At 39.6% G+C, this 20,699-nt stretch carries 13 protein-coding genes and 3 pseudogenes; 11 read left to right on the forward strand and 5 right to left on the reverse strand.

The window, feature by feature from the left end:
• Nucleotides 1-393: 393 nt before the first annotated feature.
• Nucleotides 394-1,259, forward strand: a pseudogene (locus I656_RS07670) (tyrosine-type recombinase/integrase); the annotation flags it as partial.
• Nucleotides 1,260-1,322: 63 nt separating this feature from the next.
• Here I656_RS07670 and I656_RS07665 read toward each other — a convergent pair.
• A pseudogene (locus tag I656_RS07665) lies at nt 1,323-1,697 on the reverse strand (ATP-binding protein); the annotation flags it as partial.
• A gap of 227 nt (nt 1,698-1,924) precedes the next feature.
• Between I656_RS07665 and I656_RS19190 the strand changes: the two are divergent.
• The 3 genes from I656_RS19190 (at nt 1,925) to I656_RS07650 (ending at nt 4,597) form a co-directional block, all read left to right on the forward strand.
• Complete coding sequence (locus I656_RS19190) at nt 1,925-2,446, forward strand: DUF6431 domain-containing protein (protein ID WP_369770203.1); 522 nt, start codon at nt 1,925-1,927, stop codon at nt 2,444-2,446.
• 107 nt (nt 2,447-2,553) lie between these two features.
• The gene (locus tag I656_RS07655; protein ID WP_020755153.1) at nt 2,554-3,804 is read left to right on the forward strand and encodes an IS481 family transposase; all 1,251 of its coding nucleotides are present in this window, start codon (nt 2,554-2,556) and stop codon (nt 3,802-3,804) included.
• Nucleotides 3,797-4,597, forward strand: a complete 801-nt coding sequence (locus I656_RS07650) for an ExeA family protein (protein ID WP_033005669.1) — start codon at nt 3,797-3,799, stop codon at nt 4,595-4,597. The genes I656_RS07655 and I656_RS07650 overlap by 8 nt, the downstream gene beginning before the upstream one ends.
• Nucleotides 4,598-4,794: 197 nt before the next feature.
• Here the strand turns inward: I656_RS07650 and I656_RS18655 are convergent, their stop codons facing one another.
• The 3 genes from I656_RS18655 to I656_RS07640 all read right to left on the reverse strand — a co-directional run bounded on the left by I656_RS18655 (nt 4,795) and on the right by I656_RS07640 (nt 5,936).
• Nucleotides 4,795-4,944, reverse strand: coding sequence for a hypothetical protein (locus I656_RS18655; RefSeq protein ID WP_164832324.1), 150 nt, complete (start codon nt 4,942-4,944; stop codon nt 4,795-4,797).
• Between the two features lie 131 nt (nt 4,945-5,075).
• The gene (locus tag I656_RS07645) at nt 5,076-5,408 is read right to left on the reverse strand and encodes a hypothetical protein (protein ID WP_033005671.1); all 333 of its coding nucleotides are present in this window, start codon (nt 5,406-5,408) and stop codon (nt 5,076-5,078) included.
• A gap of 69 nt (nt 5,409-5,477) precedes the next feature.
• A complete protein-coding gene (locus tag I656_RS07640; RefSeq protein ID WP_223810925.1) occupies nt 5,478-5,936 on the reverse strand; it encodes a CBO0543 family protein in 459 nt (152 codons plus the stop codon).
• A 225-nt stretch (nt 5,937-6,161) separates the two neighbouring features.
• On the opposite strand from I656_RS07640, the gene I656_RS07635 reads away from it, so the two are divergent.
• From I656_RS07635 to I656_RS07605, 7 genes are all read left to right on the forward strand, one after another.
• On the forward strand, nt 6,162-7,862 hold the full coding sequence (locus I656_RS07635) for an ATP-binding protein (RefSeq protein ID WP_128570078.1): 1,701 nt from the start codon (nt 6,162-6,164) through the stop codon (nt 7,860-7,862).
• 36 nt (nt 7,863-7,898) lie between these two features.
• Nucleotides 7,899-9,473 (forward strand): hypothetical protein, encoded by a 1,575-nt coding sequence (locus I656_RS07630; RefSeq protein ID WP_235048623.1) that lies wholly within the window; start codon nt 7,899-7,901, stop codon nt 9,471-9,473.
• A gap of 132 nt (nt 9,474-9,605) precedes the next feature.
• Complete coding sequence (locus I656_RS07625) at nt 9,606-14,516, forward strand: FtsK/SpoIIIE domain-containing protein (RefSeq protein WP_020755161.1); 4,911 nt, start codon at nt 9,606-9,608, stop codon at nt 14,514-14,516.
• Nucleotides 14,517-14,601: 85 nt separating this feature from the next.
• Nucleotides 14,602-15,480: a DUF4007 family protein gene (locus I656_RS07620; RefSeq protein WP_020755162.1), complete on the forward strand. Its 879-nt coding sequence runs from the start codon at nt 14,602-14,604 to the stop codon at nt 15,478-15,480.
• 173 nt (nt 15,481-15,653) lie between these two features.
• Nucleotides 15,654-18,878: a hypothetical protein gene (locus I656_RS07615; RefSeq protein ID WP_223810923.1), complete on the forward strand. Its 3,225-nt coding sequence runs from the start codon at nt 15,654-15,656 to the stop codon at nt 18,876-18,878.
• Between the two features lie 5 nt (nt 18,879-18,883).
• Nucleotides 18,884-19,732, forward strand: coding sequence for a hypothetical protein (locus I656_RS07610; protein WP_020755164.1), 849 nt, complete (start codon nt 18,884-18,886; stop codon nt 19,730-19,732).
• A gap of 93 nt (nt 19,733-19,825) precedes the next feature.
• Entirely contained in the window at nt 19,826-20,101 is a 276-nt protein-coding gene (locus I656_RS07605; RefSeq protein WP_020755165.1) for a hypothetical protein, read from the forward strand.
• A gap of 121 nt (nt 20,102-20,222) precedes the next feature.
• Here I656_RS07605 and I656_RS07600 read toward each other — a convergent pair.
• Nucleotides 20,223-20,699, reverse strand: a pseudogene (locus tag I656_RS07600) (transposase); the annotation flags it as partial.

Raw genomic sequence — 20,699 nt, forward strand, 5'->3', positions numbered from 1 at the left:
AATGAGGATGGTTGTCTGGACAAAGGCGAAGAAAGTTGATTCATCAATGGATGATGGAAGACGTTTCTCTCATCATCATCGCCTATGACATGGTATTAGTATTGCATGTACCATGTTGCCTCTGGACTTTAAACCAAAAAAACACCGGTTCTTGTGATTAACTATACTATAATGATTAGAGGATATTATGTTCAGTATAAGAACATATATCCTCTTTTTTCATACATAATAGACCTATTATTTAGATGTTGAAAATATGGTCTATTATGTATAAAATAGGTAAAACATAATTTTTGTTTTTTAAAGAGGAAGGGGACATAGCCCACAGCGGGAGGGGTAGCGAGGTCTTTCGACCGAGCGTAAAAAAGAAAAGACTTTAGGTGGTGAAGGTCTATGAGGGTGCAAGAGGTTCTTTTAGAGAATAACAACAGGAGATACATATTGGTGGATGAGGAAGGATTTCCTGTGATTCCTGTGGTGAAGTATCTGAAGTATTTAGATACGACAGGGAAAAGCAGAAATACACTGAAGACCTACTGTTATGCGTTAAAGCAGTATTTTGTGTTTTTACAGGAAAAAAGAAGGATTACAGAGAAGTTCGTTTAGAGGACTTGGTGGAATTTGTAGCTTGGTTGAGGAATCCATATGAAAGTGCAAAGGTAACTCCCCTCCAACCTGTGAAAGCAAAGAAAACAGAAAAGACGATTAATTTGACGATTACAGCCGTCACCAATTTTTATGATTATTTGTATCGGAACGAGGAAATCCAAAACGATATGGTTGATAAGCTACTGAAACAAGTGTTTACAGGAGGAAGAACCAGATACAAGGATTTTCTGTATCATGTCAATAAAAATAAGCCTTCTAACCGTCATATTCTGAAGGTAAAAGAGCCGAGAAAAAAGCTGAAAGTTTTAACGAAAGAAGAAGTACAACAATTGATAGAAGCAACCACCAACATCCGAGATAGATTGTTAATTCAATTGCTTTTTGAAACAGGATTACGGATTGGTGAGGCACTTTCCCTATTCATCGAGGATTTTATTTTTGACCATAAGAACGGACATCGGATTCGTTTAGTCAACCGAGGAGAGTTGGAAAATGGAGCAAAACTAAAAACAGGAGAACGGGAAATTTATGTTTCCCAAGCCTTAATGAATTTATTGGATGATTACTTGTATGAGGTAGTGGATGAATTGGATTTAGACACCAATTTCGTGTTTGTTAAACTTCGTGGAAAGAACATAGGACAACCCATGACTGTTTTCTGCAACTAAAAAGTTAAGCGAAACGCAAGATTTTTTTCAGCACCCCAAGCCTTTTTATAAGTTCATATAAGAATGTTTCAGACGATAACTAGTTCCTGTAAATGTTAAGAGATAGCTGTGATGAACAAGGCGGTCAATGATAGCCGTAGTCAATCGTTCATCATGGAATATGCTATTCCATTTACTGAATTCCAAGTTGGTGGTAATAATGACACTTCTCTTTTCGTAACATCCTGCAATGACTTGGAAAAGGAGCTGCGCTCCTTCTTTGCTTACAGGGATGTAGCCCCATTCATCACAGATCAGTAAATCGATTTTTTCGAGCTGATTCATCATCTTGTGGAGATTTCCTGTATTCTTTGCTTCAATCAGCTCATTGACCAACGCGGCTGTTCGATAAAATTTCACGCTTTTCCCTTGGTTACAGGCTGTAAATTAATCACTTTATTTCGGAACAAAAGAGCCATTTTTTTGCACATTCCTTCATAAAGCCCTCTCCCCTTTTCTGAAGGAATGTGCTAAATTTTTTGTGAATTGTTTCGGACAAAGATTTCCATTCGTTTCAATGAGGGGGAGGAAGTGTGATCCAGTTTCACGACTTTGGCATTGACATTCAAACGTATACGGATCGTAGGAAAGGGAACGATTTTCCCGACGTGAACCAATGCCCCCACTGTCCATCCCGCCGCCCCTTGCATCGTCACGGATACTACCAACGCTATGCGTTGACGGCAGAGGGGGAGTATCACCTTTGGATCGCACGATATCGCTGTCAAGAGTGTCGCAAAACCGTGAGTGTGCTGCCTTCTTTCCTCCTCCCGTATGTTCAATATACACGATCGGTTATTTGGCAAGCGGTCAAAGCATGGTTCGAAACGCCAAGGCAAGGAGCGAAGACCAAACAGGTTGTTTTTCCCACCAAGGAGGTCATCTTGTTTTATGTCCGACGATTTTTACGGAATCTCTCTCGCTTGCATCACGCGGCGGTGAGAAGGTGGGGGATCATCGGCCTGTGGGGAACGCAAGAACAGAACGGGCGGTTTGGTGGATGCAGACCTTGGAGGGACGGGGGGTGGGCTCGATCATCCAAGACCTGTGGACAAACGAGAGGTGGCATCCGTTTGCGGATCAAATTGCTTCCTGATTTTCTACTTAACACCAAAAATGGATATGATTGATGTTCCCACAAACCCTTCCTCTCGACGAATCTCGAGCCGTTTCGTAAGATAGGAGGCAGAGGGACCGGAACGGTCCAACATCACAGGGAGACAGGGAGGAGATCCGGATGGATGAATCGATGAGACACGACATCGCGCTGTTTCGGTACGGGCTGATCGCTCCGTTGGTGAATGGCCAGGTGGAGCCCAAAGCGTATTTGAATGAGGTGGGCGGGCGAGTGCATTCGATTCCTCATCAAGGGGACAAGCCCATTGCGGCGAAGACGATTCTGGATTGGTGCGCCCGATACAAAAAAGGGGGCTTCGACGCCTTGAAGCCGAAGCGCCGTTCGGACCGCGGCCGCTCCAGACGTCTGTCCCCCGATGATGAGGATCATATTCTAGCATTGAGGAAGGAACATCCCACCATGCCCGTGACCCTATTCTACGAACAACTCACCAAGCAGGGGGACATTCCCACCACCCTCTCATACTTTACTATATACCGATTGTTGAAAAAACACAACCTGGTGGGAAAAGAAATCTTGCCGATGCCGGAGCGAAAGCGTTTTGCGTATGACCAGATCAATGAGCTATGGCAAGGGGACTTATCCCATGGACCCACGATTCGCGTCCATGGGAAAGCCCAGAAAACGTTTTTGATCGCGTATATCGATGACTGCTCGCGGTTGGTGCCGTATGCCCAATTTTTCCCTTCGGAGAAATTTGACGGGCTGCGGATCGTCACAAAGGAAGCGGTGCTTCGTTGCGGGAAGCCGAAACGCATTTACTCGGACAACGGGAAAATTTATCGATCCGAGGTGCTGCAGTATGCGTGCGCCGAGATGGGGATTACGCTCATCCACACTCAGCCGTATGACCCGCAAAGCAAAGGGAAAATCGAACGGTTCTTCCGCACCGTACAGACACGGTTTTATCCGCTGTTGGAGCTGAATCCGCCGAAGTCGCTTGACGAGTTGAACGAGCGTTTTTGGAAGTGGCTTGAAGAAGAGTATCATCGAAAACCGCACGCCTCGCTTGATGGGAAAACGCCGCATGAGGTGTTTCAGTCCCAAGTGGAACGAGTGGTGTGGATCGAAGACATCGATTGGCTGGACGCGATTTTTCTGAAACGGGAGCACCGCAAGGTGAAAGCCGATGGCACGATCACCCTGAATAAACAGCTATACGAAGTGCCGCCTCGGTTCATTGGGCAATCGATTGAGCTCCGCTATGACGAACGAGGCGTCTATGTGTACGAAGAGGGCAAACGGGTGGCGGAAGCCATTCGGGTGCGTATGGAGGACAATGCCTATGTAAAGCGCCATCGGTCGCCGTTTGCGGCGGTTTCGGCGAAGGAGGGCGAACAGGATGTATAAAACGTTTTATTCCCTCTCGCGGGAGCCGTTTGCGAAAGAAACCGACCCGTCTGAGGCGTATCAAGGGACAGCGTTTCAAGAAGCGCTGCGGGCGCTGGAGTACGTGAAACGAACCCGGGGGATCGGGCTGTTGATCGGAGAGCCGGGGGCGGGCAAGACGTTCACCCTTCGGGCGCTGAAAGAGTCATTGAATCCATCATTGTATCATGTCGTCTACTTTCCGTTATCCACCGGAGGCGTGATGGATTTTTACCGTGGACTGGCCTTGGGATTAGGAGAGGAACCGAAGTACCGCAAGGTAGATCTCTTCCGCCAAATCCAGCAGGCGATCGAGCGATTGCATCATGAACGGCGGATCACGCCGGTGTTCATTTTGGACGAGATGCATTTGGCCAAGGATGCCTTTTTACAAGACATCGCCATCTTGTTCAACTTTGAGATGGATTCGACCAACCCATTTGTCTTGATTTTGGCCGGGCTGCCCCATTTACAGGGGAAGCTGCGGCTCAATCAGCACCGCCCTCTCGACCAGCGGATCATCATGCGATACCGGATGGGGCCGCTGGAGAAGGAAGAGGTGGCGGGCTACATCGAGCATCGGATGAAACAGGCCGGGGCGAAGCATCCGATCTTCACCCCATCGGCGTTAGAGGCGATTGCCCTGCAGTCGCGGGGATGGCCTCGGGTGATCAACACGTTGGCCACGACGTGCCTGTTATACGGGTATCAGCTGAAAAAGGACGCCATTGACGAAGAAGTGGTGCGCATGGCCGCAGAGGAAATGGGGTATTAGCACGAAAGGGGCCGAATCGGCCTCTTTTGTGCTTTCTCTTTTCCATCGGTCCATCAGGCGCGCTGGAAATCTTCATCTGAAAGAGCGTGCAAACGTTCCGAAAGAATGTGCAAAATCCGGAACAATCCGCAAAAATTTTGCACATTATTTCAGAATCCATCTGAAATAATTTGAAAAAGTGATTCTGAAATAATGTGCTAATTTACAACAATGACACCGAAAAAGGTGGAAAAATAAGCTTTCAATAAAAACACGAGAATCACGTCTTTAATGGGCGGTTTGCGCAAGCTGAAAACCAATAGGATGAGGCCCAGCACCAGCAACACCCATAAGTGGATTCGATCCATGTCTTCATCCTCTCCTGTCAGGGGTTCTGTTGTCCAGCCTGTGCATAGATCCATCGGGTGTTTGAACAGGCATGGGCGCAAGCGCGGCTGTAGACCGATTCATGTAGGGCGGCCCAGGGAGCAACAGTCTTTTACATAGCGCGCGCCGTCTGGCTGCGGATGCGCCCCTTCAGCAACAGAAGTCGATGCCCATCCACAGTCAAATCGATCATCGCCCCGTTCAATATGTCTTCGCCTGATTTCCGCCCGTTCGCCTGCAAATACTTCACCCGATACCATTTTCGTCCATATTCAAAATAGAGATACCGCCCGCGCCGGAAATCGATCCAAAACTTCACCGCCTCGCCGTTTACGGTCTTCCAGACATACCCCCACGCCCGGTCTTGGCGGATCGGCGCCATTTTCGGGCGCGCGGAATTGATGGCTTCATAATACAGGCGGTGTTTGATGTCAAACAGCACCATCCTGTTCGCCTCCTTTTGGACAACGATACTATATGTATAGCGCCAACTAGGAGAAATAGACATGCCAGCTCACCCGTTTTCTTTCAGCAGCCGTCCCGCCATCACCCGAACCGCGAGCGTCACGACAAACATCGAGACGAATGAATATTCCCACTTCCACGCATGGTATTCGATCAAGTCGGTGTGCTGCTCCAACAGGATCTCGACCGCTGTCATCACCCCTGTATAAGCGGCGCATTGCATCCATATCCCCTTCCAGCCCGAGCGGCGCGATGTCCCGTAAACGTACACACTAACAACAGGGTAAAGCAAGTATTCAAAGATCACGCTGTCGTTCGTATATTTTGGAAACAGCCGCACCGGATAGGCAAGCATTCCCGCCCCGCTGACGATCAGGCCTGCCAAACTGGAAATATACGCATTCAGCAAAAACGAAAGCCATACTTCCCTTGGTGAAAAAACGCGGAAGCTGAGCCCCAGCAAACCGATGCCCACCGCAGCAAGAAGCCAAAGGATCGAGTGTTCCATCATAGCCCCCAAGCGCGAATGATGTCGATTTTTCTTTAGTATGGGATGAAAGAGGGGGGAGTATGTGAAAAAGTTAAGGTTTTTAATCTTATGCCAGCATATTCCGGTAAGTCATTGACGGTCCCAAATTTCTTACAGTAAAATAAAAATAGTTTCAAGAGCGAATGTAGGGGAACAAGTCTTACTTATGAATTCTGTTTACTTAGATTAGAGGTGAAACAAAAAGTGATCGGGAATCCATTTGTGACATATTTAGACAAGTTTAATGTACTTTCTCCTAATCATTCGAAAATCTACGATGAATACAATCGGGAGATGGAAACGGAAGAATCGTTTGATTTCACCATTGCAACAAAAATTGAAGAGCATCTGAAAAACATCTTCTCCAATAACCCTCACAGTGTTATCCTAACAGGAAACGCTGGTGACGGCAAGACTAGACTGTGCCGTTTAATTCATGATCAATTTTCTGATAAATCTTTAGTGAACTGGCCGGAAAATGGGGTTGTAACTGTTCAGTATGAAAAGGGAACCATTAAAATTGTTAAGGATTTATCGGAGTTAAAAGAGGAAATTATATATGGTATTCTACTGGAATTACAGCGCTGTGTTTGTAATCGACATAAGGATAAAGTGTTCTTTCTGATTGCGGCAAACGAAGGAAAATTGTCAAAGGTATTGATGCGCTATAACGAGTTAAGTGTTTTGCGTCAATACATTATGGCACGGTTCGATTCGTATGAAAATAATGACGACCATTTAAGTGTTATCAACTTATTAGATGTGACTTCCTCTGTTTATGTAGAAAGGGTATTAAACGAATGGAATAAAGAAGAATATTGGAAGGCTTGCGAACAATGTGAAAAGAAGCCTCAGTGCATTATTTATTTAAATCATCGGCGCACTTCCCAACCGTCTATACAGAGAAAAATAGTAAGCCAGTATCGTTTGCTCGATTATCTAGAAACTCATATCACCCTAAGGGAAATGCTAATACATATGAGTTATTTAATTACCGGGGGATATGTTTGTAAAGATATTTTGGAAGCGGATCATACGCATATACGGGAACAATCTAAAAAGGCTTATTACCAGAATTTTTATGGTGTAGGAGTTGGTGAAGAAGGTTTTTCCGAGATGAAGGCATTGAGGGCATTTCGTTCTTTAGATCCAGGTCTTTATTCTTACTCGCCGATTGATGATTTTATTATGAATGGCGATATTAATGGGGATGAAGAAATAGAAAGGTTATATAATGAAGTTTTTGATGATGATTTAGATATAGAATTTGACTATTTTAAGAAAAAAGTTAGATTTTATAGAGAATATGGTCAAAATATTGATCAACCCTTTTTAGAGCATTGGATGCCTAAGTTAAGAAGAAAAGTATACTTCGAACTCGAAGGACAAAATTATCTTAATACCTTGAAACTTCTCCCGTTTGAGTATTTAGAGCAATACATTGGTTTATTTGATAATGACAGCGCTCAAAGTAATGTCCGAAAGGATTTAGTAAATGGACTAAATAGAGCCTTTTCTCGCAGGCTTACCCATAAATTTAAATCCAAAGGCTCTTTCTATTTGAAAGTTTCTAATGAGACATTGATGATCTATGGATCTTTTGACCGAAGAAAGATAGAGCTATTGCAGGAGAAAGGGAGAGACGACCTAGATCATTTGTCTTCGAAGTTCTTCCTTGTTGTTGATGGAGAGGTAAGATTGAAAATTAATTTATCGGTTTTTGAGTACTTAATGCGGTTAAGTTCTGGGGGTACGCATAATATTCTTAGTCAAGAAGTGGAAATATTATTGAATACATTTAGAAACGAACTAATTAGAATTAGTGAACCAGATATGGATGTATTGGAGATATACCGGTTAGATAAAGATAGCGGTGTTTACGTCGAACATGTGCTAGATGAGTGAAAATAAACATAGTTTTGGATGAAGGGAAGGACAGGAATGGCCACTGGAACTGAAGGATTTGCTGCTCAGTTGGCATCAGAAATATGGGGACACCGATTTATGGATGGTCAACGAGGCCCAGAGTATGTTCTTGAGTTTATGAACGTTCTTGCAGGGACAAATTATACATTAAATGCTGATAAGTATAAAAGAAGAAAGGCAGAGGGATTTAGGAGATTTGTTTTTGAAGGGGACAAGGAAGGAAGTAAAAATGACATTGTTCAATTAGAACAAGAGAAACGTCAGCTATTATATAAAGAAGTTGGTGGAGAAGATACAGTGATGGTGATTAGGGAATTCTTTAGAAATCTGGAAATCCCTTTATATGATGGACGAGGGAATTTAGCAGATCGTTCTTGGTATGCAAAGACTTTGTACCCCCTTCATGAGTCTTTGCTGTTTTTTGAACTAAGAAGAAAAAAAGGAGAAAAGGTTGCTAGTTATGAAAGAAACTTCTTCGCGCGAGGTGGAGAGTTGTACTATCTTATGTTATCTTATGGAACAGAGAAACAACCATATCTAAGGAAAGAAATCGAAGCTAGAATGGAAGAGTTGTTGCAACGCAATAAAGCAATTGAAAAAATTGTTAGTAAAATTATTAATGTTTTAGATAATGATGAAGAGACGAAAGAATCTGATTATGCCCTGTTGAAATCCATAGAGAACGTTAATCGAGAATATCCGAGATTGCCTATAACAGAGCATGTTCTTTTTGATAGATTTGCTCAAGAGTATCATCAACTTATCCATCTCAATCTAGATATTTTTGAAATGTTTCATTTGTTAGTCAGCCTCGTTGGTTTTCAATTGATCCAATATATGTATGATAGAACCAAGAAAGACGATAATGATAAACTTATTATGTTTTTTGATTGTTTAGATGGTCAAGTAGGTCAGGTTTTAAAATTATCAGCCCAGTCATTTCAAGAGAATGAAGCAATGGTGAGAGAAAAATTTGAAAAGGAACTAAAAAGACTTTTAACTGAAAAGATTAGTGCAATTTATGAGGCCAATAAAAAACTTGAGCAATGGCAGAAAGACCCTGATGAATTGCTCAAAGTTTTAGGATTGAAAAAAGTAAGGACTGGAAAACAACGAATTATTAAGGCTTTAAGCCAAGCGAAATCATTTGAGGAGTTGGTAGACGATATCACAATAATTGTGCAAGAAACAGTATCACCACAACTCAAAAAACATTATCTTTCCATTATTCGTGGAATTATAAGGGATAGCGGAATGGGGGGGTTTCGTGCAGGAACAAACTATCGTTATTTTATGACAGATAAATTTTTAGAGATGTTGGTTTTAGTAAATATTCCCCCTCAACAATCGATGGAGTTTGCTGAATTTCTTCATCAGATCTACAACAAGTATGGTTTTGTCATAGGTGAAGAACACGCAAGGTTGAGTGGGCTGTATGAGAAATCGAAGCTGAACGTAAGTTATTTCCATAAAAACGAACAATCTTTGCGTGAGAAGTTGAAGAGCAACGGCTTGCTTATTGAATACTCAGATGCGACGGCAATGATCAGAAATCCTTACAATTCTGTACTAGAAAAGGTGGGATTATGATAACAAGCGAGCAATTTTTGGCTAAGTGGATTAACCTTACTATTTTAGAACATTTAAAAAAAACAGAAGGATAATGCAAAGAAACTTTTTATTAAGCTTAGTGGTTTTTCGGGCAAAGATGTACATTTTGTTTTGAATGAATTGAATAGCAATTTAGATGTATTTAAGAAATATTATGAACCGATCATACGTACTATTGCCTCTGTTCCTGGATTTGAGGAGTACAAATTTCGTGACCATGAAACGAGTACGTGGTTGAGAAATAATATTAAGGACAACCAAGCGCTAGTGTTAATCATTAATGAAATGACTACGGAAGCGCAAAGTTTGGAAAACTTGTTTGCTATTGATGAATCATATTTGTTATCTCCAAAAGGGCTTAGTATACTTTACGAATTATTGGTTCAGGAATTTCGTTTTGCTTCGGATGAAATCGAGGAGTTGAAAGTATTTCTGGAGATGGTTCGGGACGTAACTGATCCCCAGCTGCGAATATTGTTGCAATTTCTTGTAGCGATTACACATGAAAATATGTTAACCATCACACATAGAATCCAAAAGCATTTGCCTTCATTGGGTTTTTTTAGGGATTCTAAATTAAAAATCGGGAATAACCATACAAAACGTTTAAAAAGTAACTATATGTTGGCCAATCTGCAAAAAGGAACATCATTGCTGGATGGGGAAAAGCTCCTTGAAAAACTTGATTCATTTCTAGAATATGAGGAGAAACAAAACTGGGTAAGCGAGCTATGGAACGAGGTTGAACCGGATATTTTTCGAAAAGAAGCGATGCAGTTTATTCAAACAGGCAATAGGGAATTTCTTAAGTACGAATTTGAGATTATTGAACAGATCTTTAATTTTAAGGTTAATCAAAGTTTAGCTGAAAAGGTTAGTGAGGCTATTAGCATACACAACAAAACGGATCAAGAGAAGAAAGAAATTGAATGGGGAATTGAAGCTATTCGCAGGGAAGAAGATCCTGACGATATTCAGGAGTTCTTAGACAAGTACGAAAAGGAGATTTCCTCGCCGGCAATAGTTAAACGGATTAATCGGTTAATTGAAAAATTGCGTCACCCTGCTGAATATGATGATATTCATAAAGCACTTTTATATGAATCATTTTTATTAATAGATGAGTACTATTCAAATGATAATTTGCAACGGTCAAATATCAAAGAAGCACATTTTCAATTGAGGGTCGTCACTTCCAAGGTGAATGAAAAAGAGAAACAGTTGTTAAATATATATTTCAAGGGCTTATCCAGCATTGTTCCTATTATAAAGTTCCATGAGGAAAGCATACCTGTAGAATGTGATGAAACTGTAAAAAATGAAGGAATTACCTTTGAGTTGGAATTTATCCATGATAGCACTGTATTAGGGAAAAACAAATTTAAGCTTCTTAACTTCGCAGATAATATTATCTACTCGTTGATTGATGAAATTAACCAAGGAATATTGCCCTATATAAAAAATTATTTCCAGCATAGGGTTGATAAGGTAGATGTGAGGGAGTTGGTAGGCGATAATATAAAATATTATTTAATTTCCAAAATGGAAGGAATAGAATTACACTTTGAAAAGTGGAACTCATTTATCGATGACTATTGTTTGTTATTAAAAAATGTTTTGATAAACGGGGTGTGTAGCATAAATCCCGATGAGTTGGACGAGATATTAGGCCGTTTATTATCTAATATATATTCCTCTGTCAATGTCGCAAAACTTATTTATAAGGCGTTACATTATATTGGAACTATTGATATGTTTGATTCTATAGATGAGAAAACTTTAGCGGCTCCTATTGAAAGAGTTGTCACTGTATTTAATCCAATTCGACTGTTGAGCTATTTGCGTCGACTTCAGTCAATAAATAGCTGCATTGAAGATTGGATTCAAAGAGCAAGCAATAATAACCTTGAGGTTTATAAAGTAGATGATTATTTAGTTTTTACTATAGATAAGTATTCTCATCTGGCTCCGCGTTATATGCTTAACGAAGATGAAGAGACTTACTTAATAGCGAACCATGAAAACTTTGGAAACGGATGGTTTGTTTTAAATACGCACGCAACGAATTCCAGTATTCATTTATCTAAAGAGTTGTCTTCGGAATTGGTTAATGTTGTAAAAAACTACTTAGAAGTATACCCTTACGCAAGAGATGGTCTTGATTTGCTGTTTTTGTATTGTCAAAGTGCTGACGTTGTTATTCGATCGATTGATGAGCTGGTTAAGCGCGTTCCGAGCTTAACAAAATTAAAGTTGACAGTTCATAGTGTTCATGCCGCCCAGTTGCATAAAGAATTGAATAATTGGATTGAGTTAAGAGAAGAATATAAAAATCCTTCTTTTAATATGATGTTCCCTAAATTAGAGGTTAATGTGATTAACGGGGCAGATATTGATGAAATCTCAACTCAAGTCCGTGAACAAATGATAGATACAGATTTAGTAGTATTGATGGATTACTTTGGGCAAAATGGGCAGGTTAAATATAATTTTAATAAGGTTAACCCTTTACTGAGCAATGACTGGTTCAGCGAACCTTATAAAGAACCACTGTCTGTTCAAGAAGCGTTAAAACGTATTCCTTATGTAAGTAATAGTTTGCCAAGAACGCTTCAGTATTTTTATCAAATGCAGTATATTATTTATAGTAAATCTATGCCCAATGAGGATGAACTTTACTTACTGAACGTAACCATTTCTCCTAATCATTTCAGTGGTTCTTTGGTTGACTTTATTCATGAACACTTTAACTGGGTTATGATTATGGATCGTTTCTTGGATAAATCTTTATTACAAAAAATTTCTTCAAGAGCACAAATCATTCAATATAAGTCAAAAGCAGGGAAAAATAAAAATTTTAAGCTTATTTTGTCTTCATCCAAATATATAAGAAAGTTAAGCCATCAAACCCAAGATTATGCTTACTATGACCGATTGCATCGTAAGCTGGCAGATATTTTGAAAAACAGCCAAGTTCAACGAGAAGCTGTTATCGAGGCGGTAGACAAGGTAAAAGATATTTCCGGAGCATTAGTTCTAAAAGTAATTGGTCCGGGAAAGTATGCTCATGAGATGCTAGCCACTTATTTGACCACTAAACGGAAAGATCAAATGGACTGCAAAGAAAATTCATTGACTGTTTGGTCGTGGTGTGATGAGTTGCCATGGTTTTCGGCGAATACAAGAAGACCTGATCTTGTACGTTCTGTCATTTATAAGAGGAATGGCCGACTAGTCATCGATTTTGAATTAATAGAACTCAAGTTCGTAAACCATCATATTTTAGATAGGGAAAGAATAGATGCTATCAAGCAAGTCGATGTCGGATTGAAAGAGTACAAACAACGTTTTTCATTCGCTGATAATCACGCTGATGCAGAATATTGGAAAAGTGAGCTAGTGCATTATCTAGTGGAAAAACAGGCTTATTTGCCGTTCGAGGTTGAACTTTTAAAAGACATGCAAAATACTCGAGCACAGGATATAGAAGTGAATGTTTCAGCTTCCATTGATGTTTATTGCTATACGTCCAACTTAACTGATCGAGAGTTCAAAGAAGTGGAAAAAGGGGTTTACGTTGATATCATTGGCGATAGTTACTACAATTATATTTACGGACGTCATTATATACTCGAACAATTGGGGGCTGATGAGCAACAAATTCCTTCTTATGACGAGCTTTTGGAAGAGGATGATGAGTTGGCTGCACAGCTGCCAATTGTTGTGGATACAGACAAAACAAAAGTTATTAGTGATAAGGAAATAGGGAATGAAGAAGAAAACAAGCAAGCAGTGGACGACTATAACAGGGAAGATAATGGGGAAGATAACGGGAAGGATAAAGAGAGTGATAATGTTACATTAGGTGATTATCCAGAGCTTATAGCGTTAAGAGGGATTCAACTGAACCACACAAGTATTTCGCAAGACTACACAGAGATATTGCATGAATTAGAGAAAAATTTGGTGCGTAATTTCCTAAAAAACGGCTTAGATGTTAAAATTAAAAAGAGTATAGTAGGATCAAGTGTAATTAGGTTTTATTTGAATATTCCAGGCGATGTTTCAGTGAAAAAAGTTGTATCTCGTTCTCAGGACATTCAAATATGGTTAGGGTTAAACAATGAACCAACTTTTGCTATTGACAAAAATGGTGTTTATATGGATGTTATAAGAGACGATCCTGAAATTATTTACTTTGAAAAGTTCATGAGACTAGTTAGGGATCAACTTAGCGAAAAAATCACACGAACGAACTTGATTGCACCATTAGGCCTTGATCCATTAAATAACGTGGTAAGCATAGACTTAGCTAACCCCGTGTCACCACACCTGCTCGTTGGTGGAACAACCGGGAGTGGTAAAAGTGTGACACTTAATTCTATTATTCTTAGTATTATGTGTTTATACAGTAGCAAAGATGTTCAATTCATTTTTATTGATCCGAAGCAAGTGGAATTTAACTTCTATGAAGGAAAATCACATACCCGTAAAGTTATTACTCAGATAGAGGAAGCTGTTCAGGCATTAGAAGAGCTAGTTGAGGAAATGGATCAACGGTATGCCGTCATGAATAAGGAGTATGTGAGCAATTTGGAAGAGTTTATCGGTTTGACTGGAAAAAGTATGCCTAGAATAGTGGTTGTGTTTGATGAGTTTGCTGATTTTATGAGTCAGGATAAAGAGACTGCAAAACGGGTTGAAACGGCGATACAAAGGCTAGGTCAAAAGGCAAGGGCGGCAGGAATACATCTAATTATTTGTACACAATATCCTAAAGCTGAAATTGTCAATACAAAAATACGTGCGAATTTGCCGGGAAGACTGGCATTAAAAGCAGCAGATAGCGTGGCATCTCATGTCATTCTTGAACAAGAAGGTGCGGAGAGATTAGGAGGTAAAGGGGATTTCTTGGCAAAGGTTGGTTCAGATGGGGTTGTTCGTGGTAAAAGTCCGTTCCTCACACCTGAAGTTAAAAGGGCCCTGCTAAAATATTTTGAGCAAGAAATATATAGCATCTAGATACAATCCTGTATCTAGATGCCTCTTTTTCGATTTTCAGCACTGCTGGACAAGTCGTTCCATTAATGTTACGAGGTGATTAAAGTTGGCATATGGTCAACATCAAAGCTTTTATTTACGAGATCGTTGGCTAAGTAAAGCTCTTCGCTATTTATTAGAAGATAAACGTTTCTTTTATAACAAGGATTCATTTGAAAAAGTCGGTTTAGGAAAAAATATGCTACAATCATTACGTTTCTGGGTTATTGCTACTCGTGTGGTTGAGGAAAAAGTGGATAAAGATCAGAAAAGGGTGCATTATATAACCCCTCTAGGGGAAGTAATTTATAAATTTGATCGGTTTGTGAGATTTAACGAAACGGCATCCATCCTGCACTATGAAATGACAAAAGAAAAAGAACCGGCGACTGCTTGGTATTGGTTTTTTAACATATTTCCTCAGCAGGTTGTTTCAAAGGATGAATTGCTTCAGTCATTTGTTTACTGGGTAAATGAACAGGAAACAAGGGAAGTGTCTATAAAATCACTAAAGAGAGATATAGAGTGTCTGCTAAAACTTTATACGGCTGGACACTCGACCTTCGATCCTGAGGAAGTGATACATAGTCCTATACATAAGATAGGGTTAATCGAGGAAAATAACAATATAATTTACAAAAAAGTTCCTGGTATAGATGATATAGGAATTACTGCCTTAATGTATTCTTTATTAGACTATAAGGTAAGAAAGGGAATAGATACTGTTTCGGTAGACGAGATTGCAAACGAAAAAGGATTATGGGGAAAGATTTTTAACATGGATCGCTCTAGTGTTGTGAATGCATTGGAGTTGCTTGCGAATCGATCTGTATATCCTATTTCATTTACCAGGACAAATAATTTGGACACGGTTAAACTTCCAGATATTTCTCCAATTGAATATTTGCAATTCGAATATGCGAGAAAGGTTGAGAGTTTAGTATGACTTTTAAATCAAGCATCAACATTAGGTTCGACTTAGGCAAGCTTGAATATTTCGAGAGATATATGCCTACCCCGTCACATGCGGAAGTACTAAGAGGGGTATTGAGAGGGATCAATTACAAAGAGTCTAGAGCTCATATCGTAGTGGGACCGTACGGGACGGGTAAATCTCTTTTGGGTACTATTATTGCAGGCATTGTTTCAAAAAACGTAGATCCAGCTGCATTTAATATTTTGAGAAAAAAATTTAACCAAGTGGATGATGAGATTTATAATGAGCTGGGCAATGTACACTATCACTCATATCGCTATTTACCCGTTATTTTAAATGGATATGAAGGAAACTTCCGTCAAGCTATTTTGTCGTCAATTATGAGGGTCTTAAAACAGAATCGTATTCCGATTGTTGCTCCTGGAGTTGTCAGCCGCATTCTAGGAACCATTGATACGTGGGAGAAGGAGTACAAGCAGACATATAAAAAGTTTCTACAAATGCTCAATGATAAGAAAAAAGATTTAGAGATTTGGCGGATAGAAATATTAAATTACAATGAAAAAGAAATTAAATGGTTTCAAGATATTTATCCTGCACTAACCTCTGGAGCAGAACTTGTATTTGATTTTGAAGAAGAATTTATTTTTCAAGTTCAATATATTTTAAATGAATTAAGCAAACAACGTATAGGTCTTTTCATTGTATACGATGAATTTGGACGGTTTTTGCAAAATATCCATGTAAACCAAATTTATCAGACGATGCAAGACATTCAGGATTTGGCTGAGCTAGCAGATCACGGAAGTGATAACTTCCATATTATGTACATTACTCATAAAAATCTGCGCCATTACTTCTTGAAATATAGCGAAGAATACCACAATGAGTTTCAACGCATTGAGAAACGTTACAACATATATCATATTGAAAGTGACGGGGCAACTTATATTCGACTCATTCAACATATCATTAATGAACTGTATGGGAGAGGGAATATAAGCGAGAATAGGAAAACAAAATATATCAATTATTTGCGTAAGTTCCCTCTTTTTCCTGAGTTTAACCAAGTAGAAATAGAACGACTGGTAGTTGAGGGAACATATCCAATGAACCCAGTAGCATTGGCTTTGCTGCCAAATGTATCTAGTTTATTTGGCCAAAACGAGAGAACGTTATTTACTTTTTTGGAAAGTCGTCAGGTTGGGGGATTGATGTATTTTGTTACAAAAAAAGAGGAAGAGGTCTATACAGCAGCGCATTTGTTTGATTATTTCTTTCCAAATGTAGAAGAATTAGATTTGGAAGAAGGCTTTGAGGAGTTAGGAACATATCAAAAAATAATAAAGAAAACCCCACATCTTGATAATAAGCATTTAGCAGTGCTGAAATTTGTAACTTTATGGAATATTGCCGGATTCCAAGCTACATATCCCTTGACCACGGATTTAATTGCATTTGCCTTAGACAGTGATGAGGATGAAACAGAAGATGTCTTAAATAAGCTAGCAAATAATAAGGTGATAAGATTTAACAGCATTTTAGGGTATTGGGAGCTATTTGAAGGAAGTGGGGTAGATGTTGGAGAAATTATCGAAGAGAAAATAAAAGGATTTTATTTAAAAAAGGATAGAAAACTAGAGATTCTCGAAGAGCATCTTGAAAAGAAGTTTTATTTAGCCAATGAATATAATGATGTGAAAAGTATGACGCGATTTGCTTCAGTACGTTTATTATTTAGTTCTGACATTTTAACAGGAGATTTACCAGCCGTCTCTATAAATAGCAAAGCAGATGCGATGATTTATTTAGTTTTATTGGATGATAAGAATGACAAGGATAAAGTGATTAAAACACTGCAAATGCGTAGGGATCCAGATCGCTTATATTGTGTACCGAACTTTGATGATAGATCATTAGAAAATCATGTTGAGGTTTTTGAGCTCATTGACAATATTCTTTTGAAGGATAAAGAATTACTGAAAACGGATCCGAATCTCAAAAACGAACTGATTTTAAAGAAAGAAGAAACAGCGTTTGTTATTCGAAAATTCCTATCTCGATATATTAATTTTAATGAAGATTTAGTATGGATTGTAGGCGGTGAGATACGCTACATACCAAATGAATTCGTCTTGGAAAAAATATTGTCAGACATAATGATGGAGCTTTATCCATTGACTCCAGAAGTGAGAAATGATTCTTATAATCGAAGAACGGTAAATCGCGTTCAGTTTAAGGCAGGATGCAATGTTATTGATCATATATTAAGATACTGGGACTCCCCCCAATTCAATATCAAAGGAAATGGACCGGACTATTTGCTTTATGCAACAATTTTTAAAAATAATAATTTAGATATTACAAAACTAGATGAGATTTCGGACCAAAACTTTAGATTAATGAGGAATAAACTAGTACAATTAGTAAATGAAGAGCCTATAGGTTCGCTGCAGTCATTTAAAAACATTTTTAGCAATCCGCCTTTTGGAGTAAGGGAGCCACTTATCCCTATCTATTTTGTCAGCTTGCTTAGAGATAAATGGGATTGTTTGTCGTTTTATCGAAATAATATGTATGTACCTGAGATTAACGGTGAGAAACTCTTTAGCATGTTTGAAGAGGCTGATCAGTATCAGTACATTTATTATGAGTTCGGAACAGAATACGAAAATCTCTTTGTACAAATTGAAGAAATTTTTCTACAATATGGGTTAGAGAACTCGATGCCCAGACATTTAAGGGCAGCAAATTTAATATTAAAATGGCTACGCTCTTTGCCGAGATTTACACAGATTAGCGGAAGAATGGATGAACAACTCCTCCGTTTAAAAACAATGATAAGGAAAGTAGAGGTTAATCCGAACAAAGCTTTAGAAGAGCTTGCAAGTGTATATGGGGATAACCCGGGATTGTTGAAAAATCATGCGAGGAAGCTAGAAGAATATTGTACGTCACAAAAAGAGAGATTTAAGCATACTGTGCTCCAAATTTTGGGTGTTAGTACAGATGAAGAACTAGTGGAGTGGGCGAATAGACAAAACGTTCTGGATAAAAAACAAAATCCCCTACTCACTTCCATACTAGATTCTTCCGACTGGTTTGATACATTAGTTGATCGTCTTGTTGGTGTTCCTTTTGAGGATTGGTCTGATAATACGGCAGATATGTTTTTAGTGCAGATGAAAAACGAGCTTGATCAAATTGATGGTGCATCTCATTCTAAGGATAGTATTTTATTGTCAATTGGTGGTCGGGAAAAAGCGGTTGCTAAAGTAGAGTTGTCTCCGAAATCAAAAACACTTTACCAAAATATTCATCGTATCATTACAAATGGTGGAAGAACAGTTCCGAGAGAAGAAATTGAATATTTGATTTACAAACTTGTGGAGGAATTTATCAAATAGAGAAGGTGATTACATTGAATAGAAAGCCTGTCCATGTGGCTATGTTCAGCGGAGGTGCAGCAAGCGCCTACGTTGCGTACCGGATGGTACAAGCATATGGAAAAGAAAATTGCATTCTTTTCTTCACTAATACTCTTTGGGAAGATGAAGATAACTATCGTTTTATGGAAGAAGTGGCCGAATATATTGGAATCGAGATTACGGAAAGAATTGATGGACGCACCCCAGAAGAGGTATTTTACGATTACCGATTTTTAGGTAATGCAAGACTGGCCAAATGTTCTGAGGAACTTAAGGTAAGACAAACGGTCATGTTTATAGAGGAGTTACGTGATGAACACAATTTGGAGCCCATCTTATATTTTGGGATCGGCCCACATGAAAAACACAGGGCAGATAATTTGCGGGAATTTTATAAGCATGTTCCTCTCGAGCCAGTAGAGACACGATTTCCGATGATTGAAACATTTACAGAAGATATCGATGTCAAGTCAATTATTGAAAATGAATGGGGAATCCGGCTCCCGCGAATGTACAAATTAGGATTTGCACATGCTAACTGTGGTGGGCGCTGCGTTCGAGGCGGTTTTTATCATTACGCTCAACTATATAAGATTTGGCCTGATCGTTACAAAGAACAAGAGGAGATGGAGGAAAGATTTAGAGCATATTTTCAGAAAGATGTGTCCATCTTGAAAAAGAATGGAAAACCTTTTACATTGCGGGAATACCGAGAACAATTAGAGAGAGAAGGAGTCGAACGGTTTTTAAAACGAAGACGATACCATTCCTTGTGTATGTTCTTATTCATAAACATTCGTATAATGGTTGAGTATAGGGAAAAAGTTTCATAATGATACAAAGCCATAGTCCCTTTCTCCTTCTCGATAAACGGAGAAAGGGGAATGGCTTTTTCTAAATTCGCTTTTATATTTAGGAGGAAATAAATGGGGGAACAATGGCTAAATGAAATAATTAAAGCTTTAAAAAAGCTCGGGGGAGTCGGGACATTACATGAAATTTATGATCAGATAGAAAAAAACGGTGGGATTGACCTTAGCTACTATACTGACTGGAAGTCACAGGTTAGAAAGCATATTTATCTTCATTCTAGCGACTGTGACATTTTTAAAGGCACTAAGGGAGGAGAGAATGATCTTTTTTACTCCGTTAAGGGAAAGAGAAAAGGGAGTTGGGGACTTAGAGGTTTCGGATCTTCGTAGGACATAGGAAAACCCGAGTTCGACAGTCACCCGAGTTCGACAGCGACTAGGCAAACAAAATCCCTCTGATCCTTTGATACAAAAGGGATCAGAGGGATTTGGGCATACTTTAGGCGTGTATCTAGGGGCGAGGATGGATGCCTAGAATCTTCGGAGGAGGCTCCATCCCTAGAGCCGCAAAGAGTTGAGCCTGTTTGGCCGTCAGTTCGGTTCGTTGATAAAGGTCGCCGTTTTTTGAAGAAAAATGTCCAAGCATGAGACGCTCGCATTCGTCTCTTACTTTCGGCCACGATTCATGAGTTCGGATCTCCACGATCCGAACCAGCAAGAGAGCCAGCCAACTGAGTAGCACATGCGCCCGGATACGGTCTTCCAAGCGATGATACATGGGGCGCAGCTCGAGTGTTGATTTCAACGTCCGAAAGGCCTGCTCGATATCCACCAGTTGCTTATACCCGAGCGCGACATCCTCGGCAGACAAGGTGTCATCGGAGGTTCGGATGAGATATTTGCCATCGTACTTTTCCGCTTCACGAACCGCTTGCTTGTCGATGCGAAGCGTTCCATCCTTCAATTGACGCAAGTATTTTCCGTAGGA

Source organism: Geobacillus sp. WSUCF1 (genome assembly GCF_000422025.1).
GTDB lineage: Bacteria > Bacillota > Bacilli > Bacillales > Anoxybacillaceae > Geobacillus > Geobacillus zalihae.

What these genes read in the sequence shown, in the direction of transcription:
- I656_RS07630 (WP_235048623.1), top strand. Translation starts at nt 7,899, where the DNA reads ATGGCCACTGGAACTGAAGGATTTGCTGCTCAGTTGGCATCAGAAATA.
- I656_RS07650 (WP_033005669.1), top strand. Translation starts at nt 3,797, where the DNA reads ATGTATAAAACGTTTTATTCCCTCTCGCGGGAGCCGTTTGCGAAAGAA.
- I656_RS18655 (WP_164832324.1), bottom strand. Translation starts at nt 4,944, where the DNA reads ATGGATCGAATCCACTTATGGGTGTTGCTGGTGCTGGGCCTCATCCTA.
- I656_RS07655 (WP_020755153.1), top strand. Translation starts at nt 2,554, where the DNA reads ATGGATGAATCGATGAGACACGACATCGCGCTGTTTCGGTACGGGCTG.
- I656_RS07605 (WP_020755165.1), top strand. Translation starts at nt 19,826, where the DNA reads ATGGGGGAACAATGGCTAAATGAAATAATTAAAGCTTTAAAAAAGCTC.
- I656_RS07645 (WP_033005671.1), bottom strand. Translation starts at nt 5,408, where the DNA reads ATGGTGCTGTTTGACATCAAACACCGCCTGTATTATGAAGCCATCAAT.
- I656_RS07640 (WP_223810925.1), bottom strand. Translation starts at nt 5,936, where the DNA reads ATGGAACACTCGATCCTTTGGCTTCTTGCTGCGGTGGGCATCGGTTTG.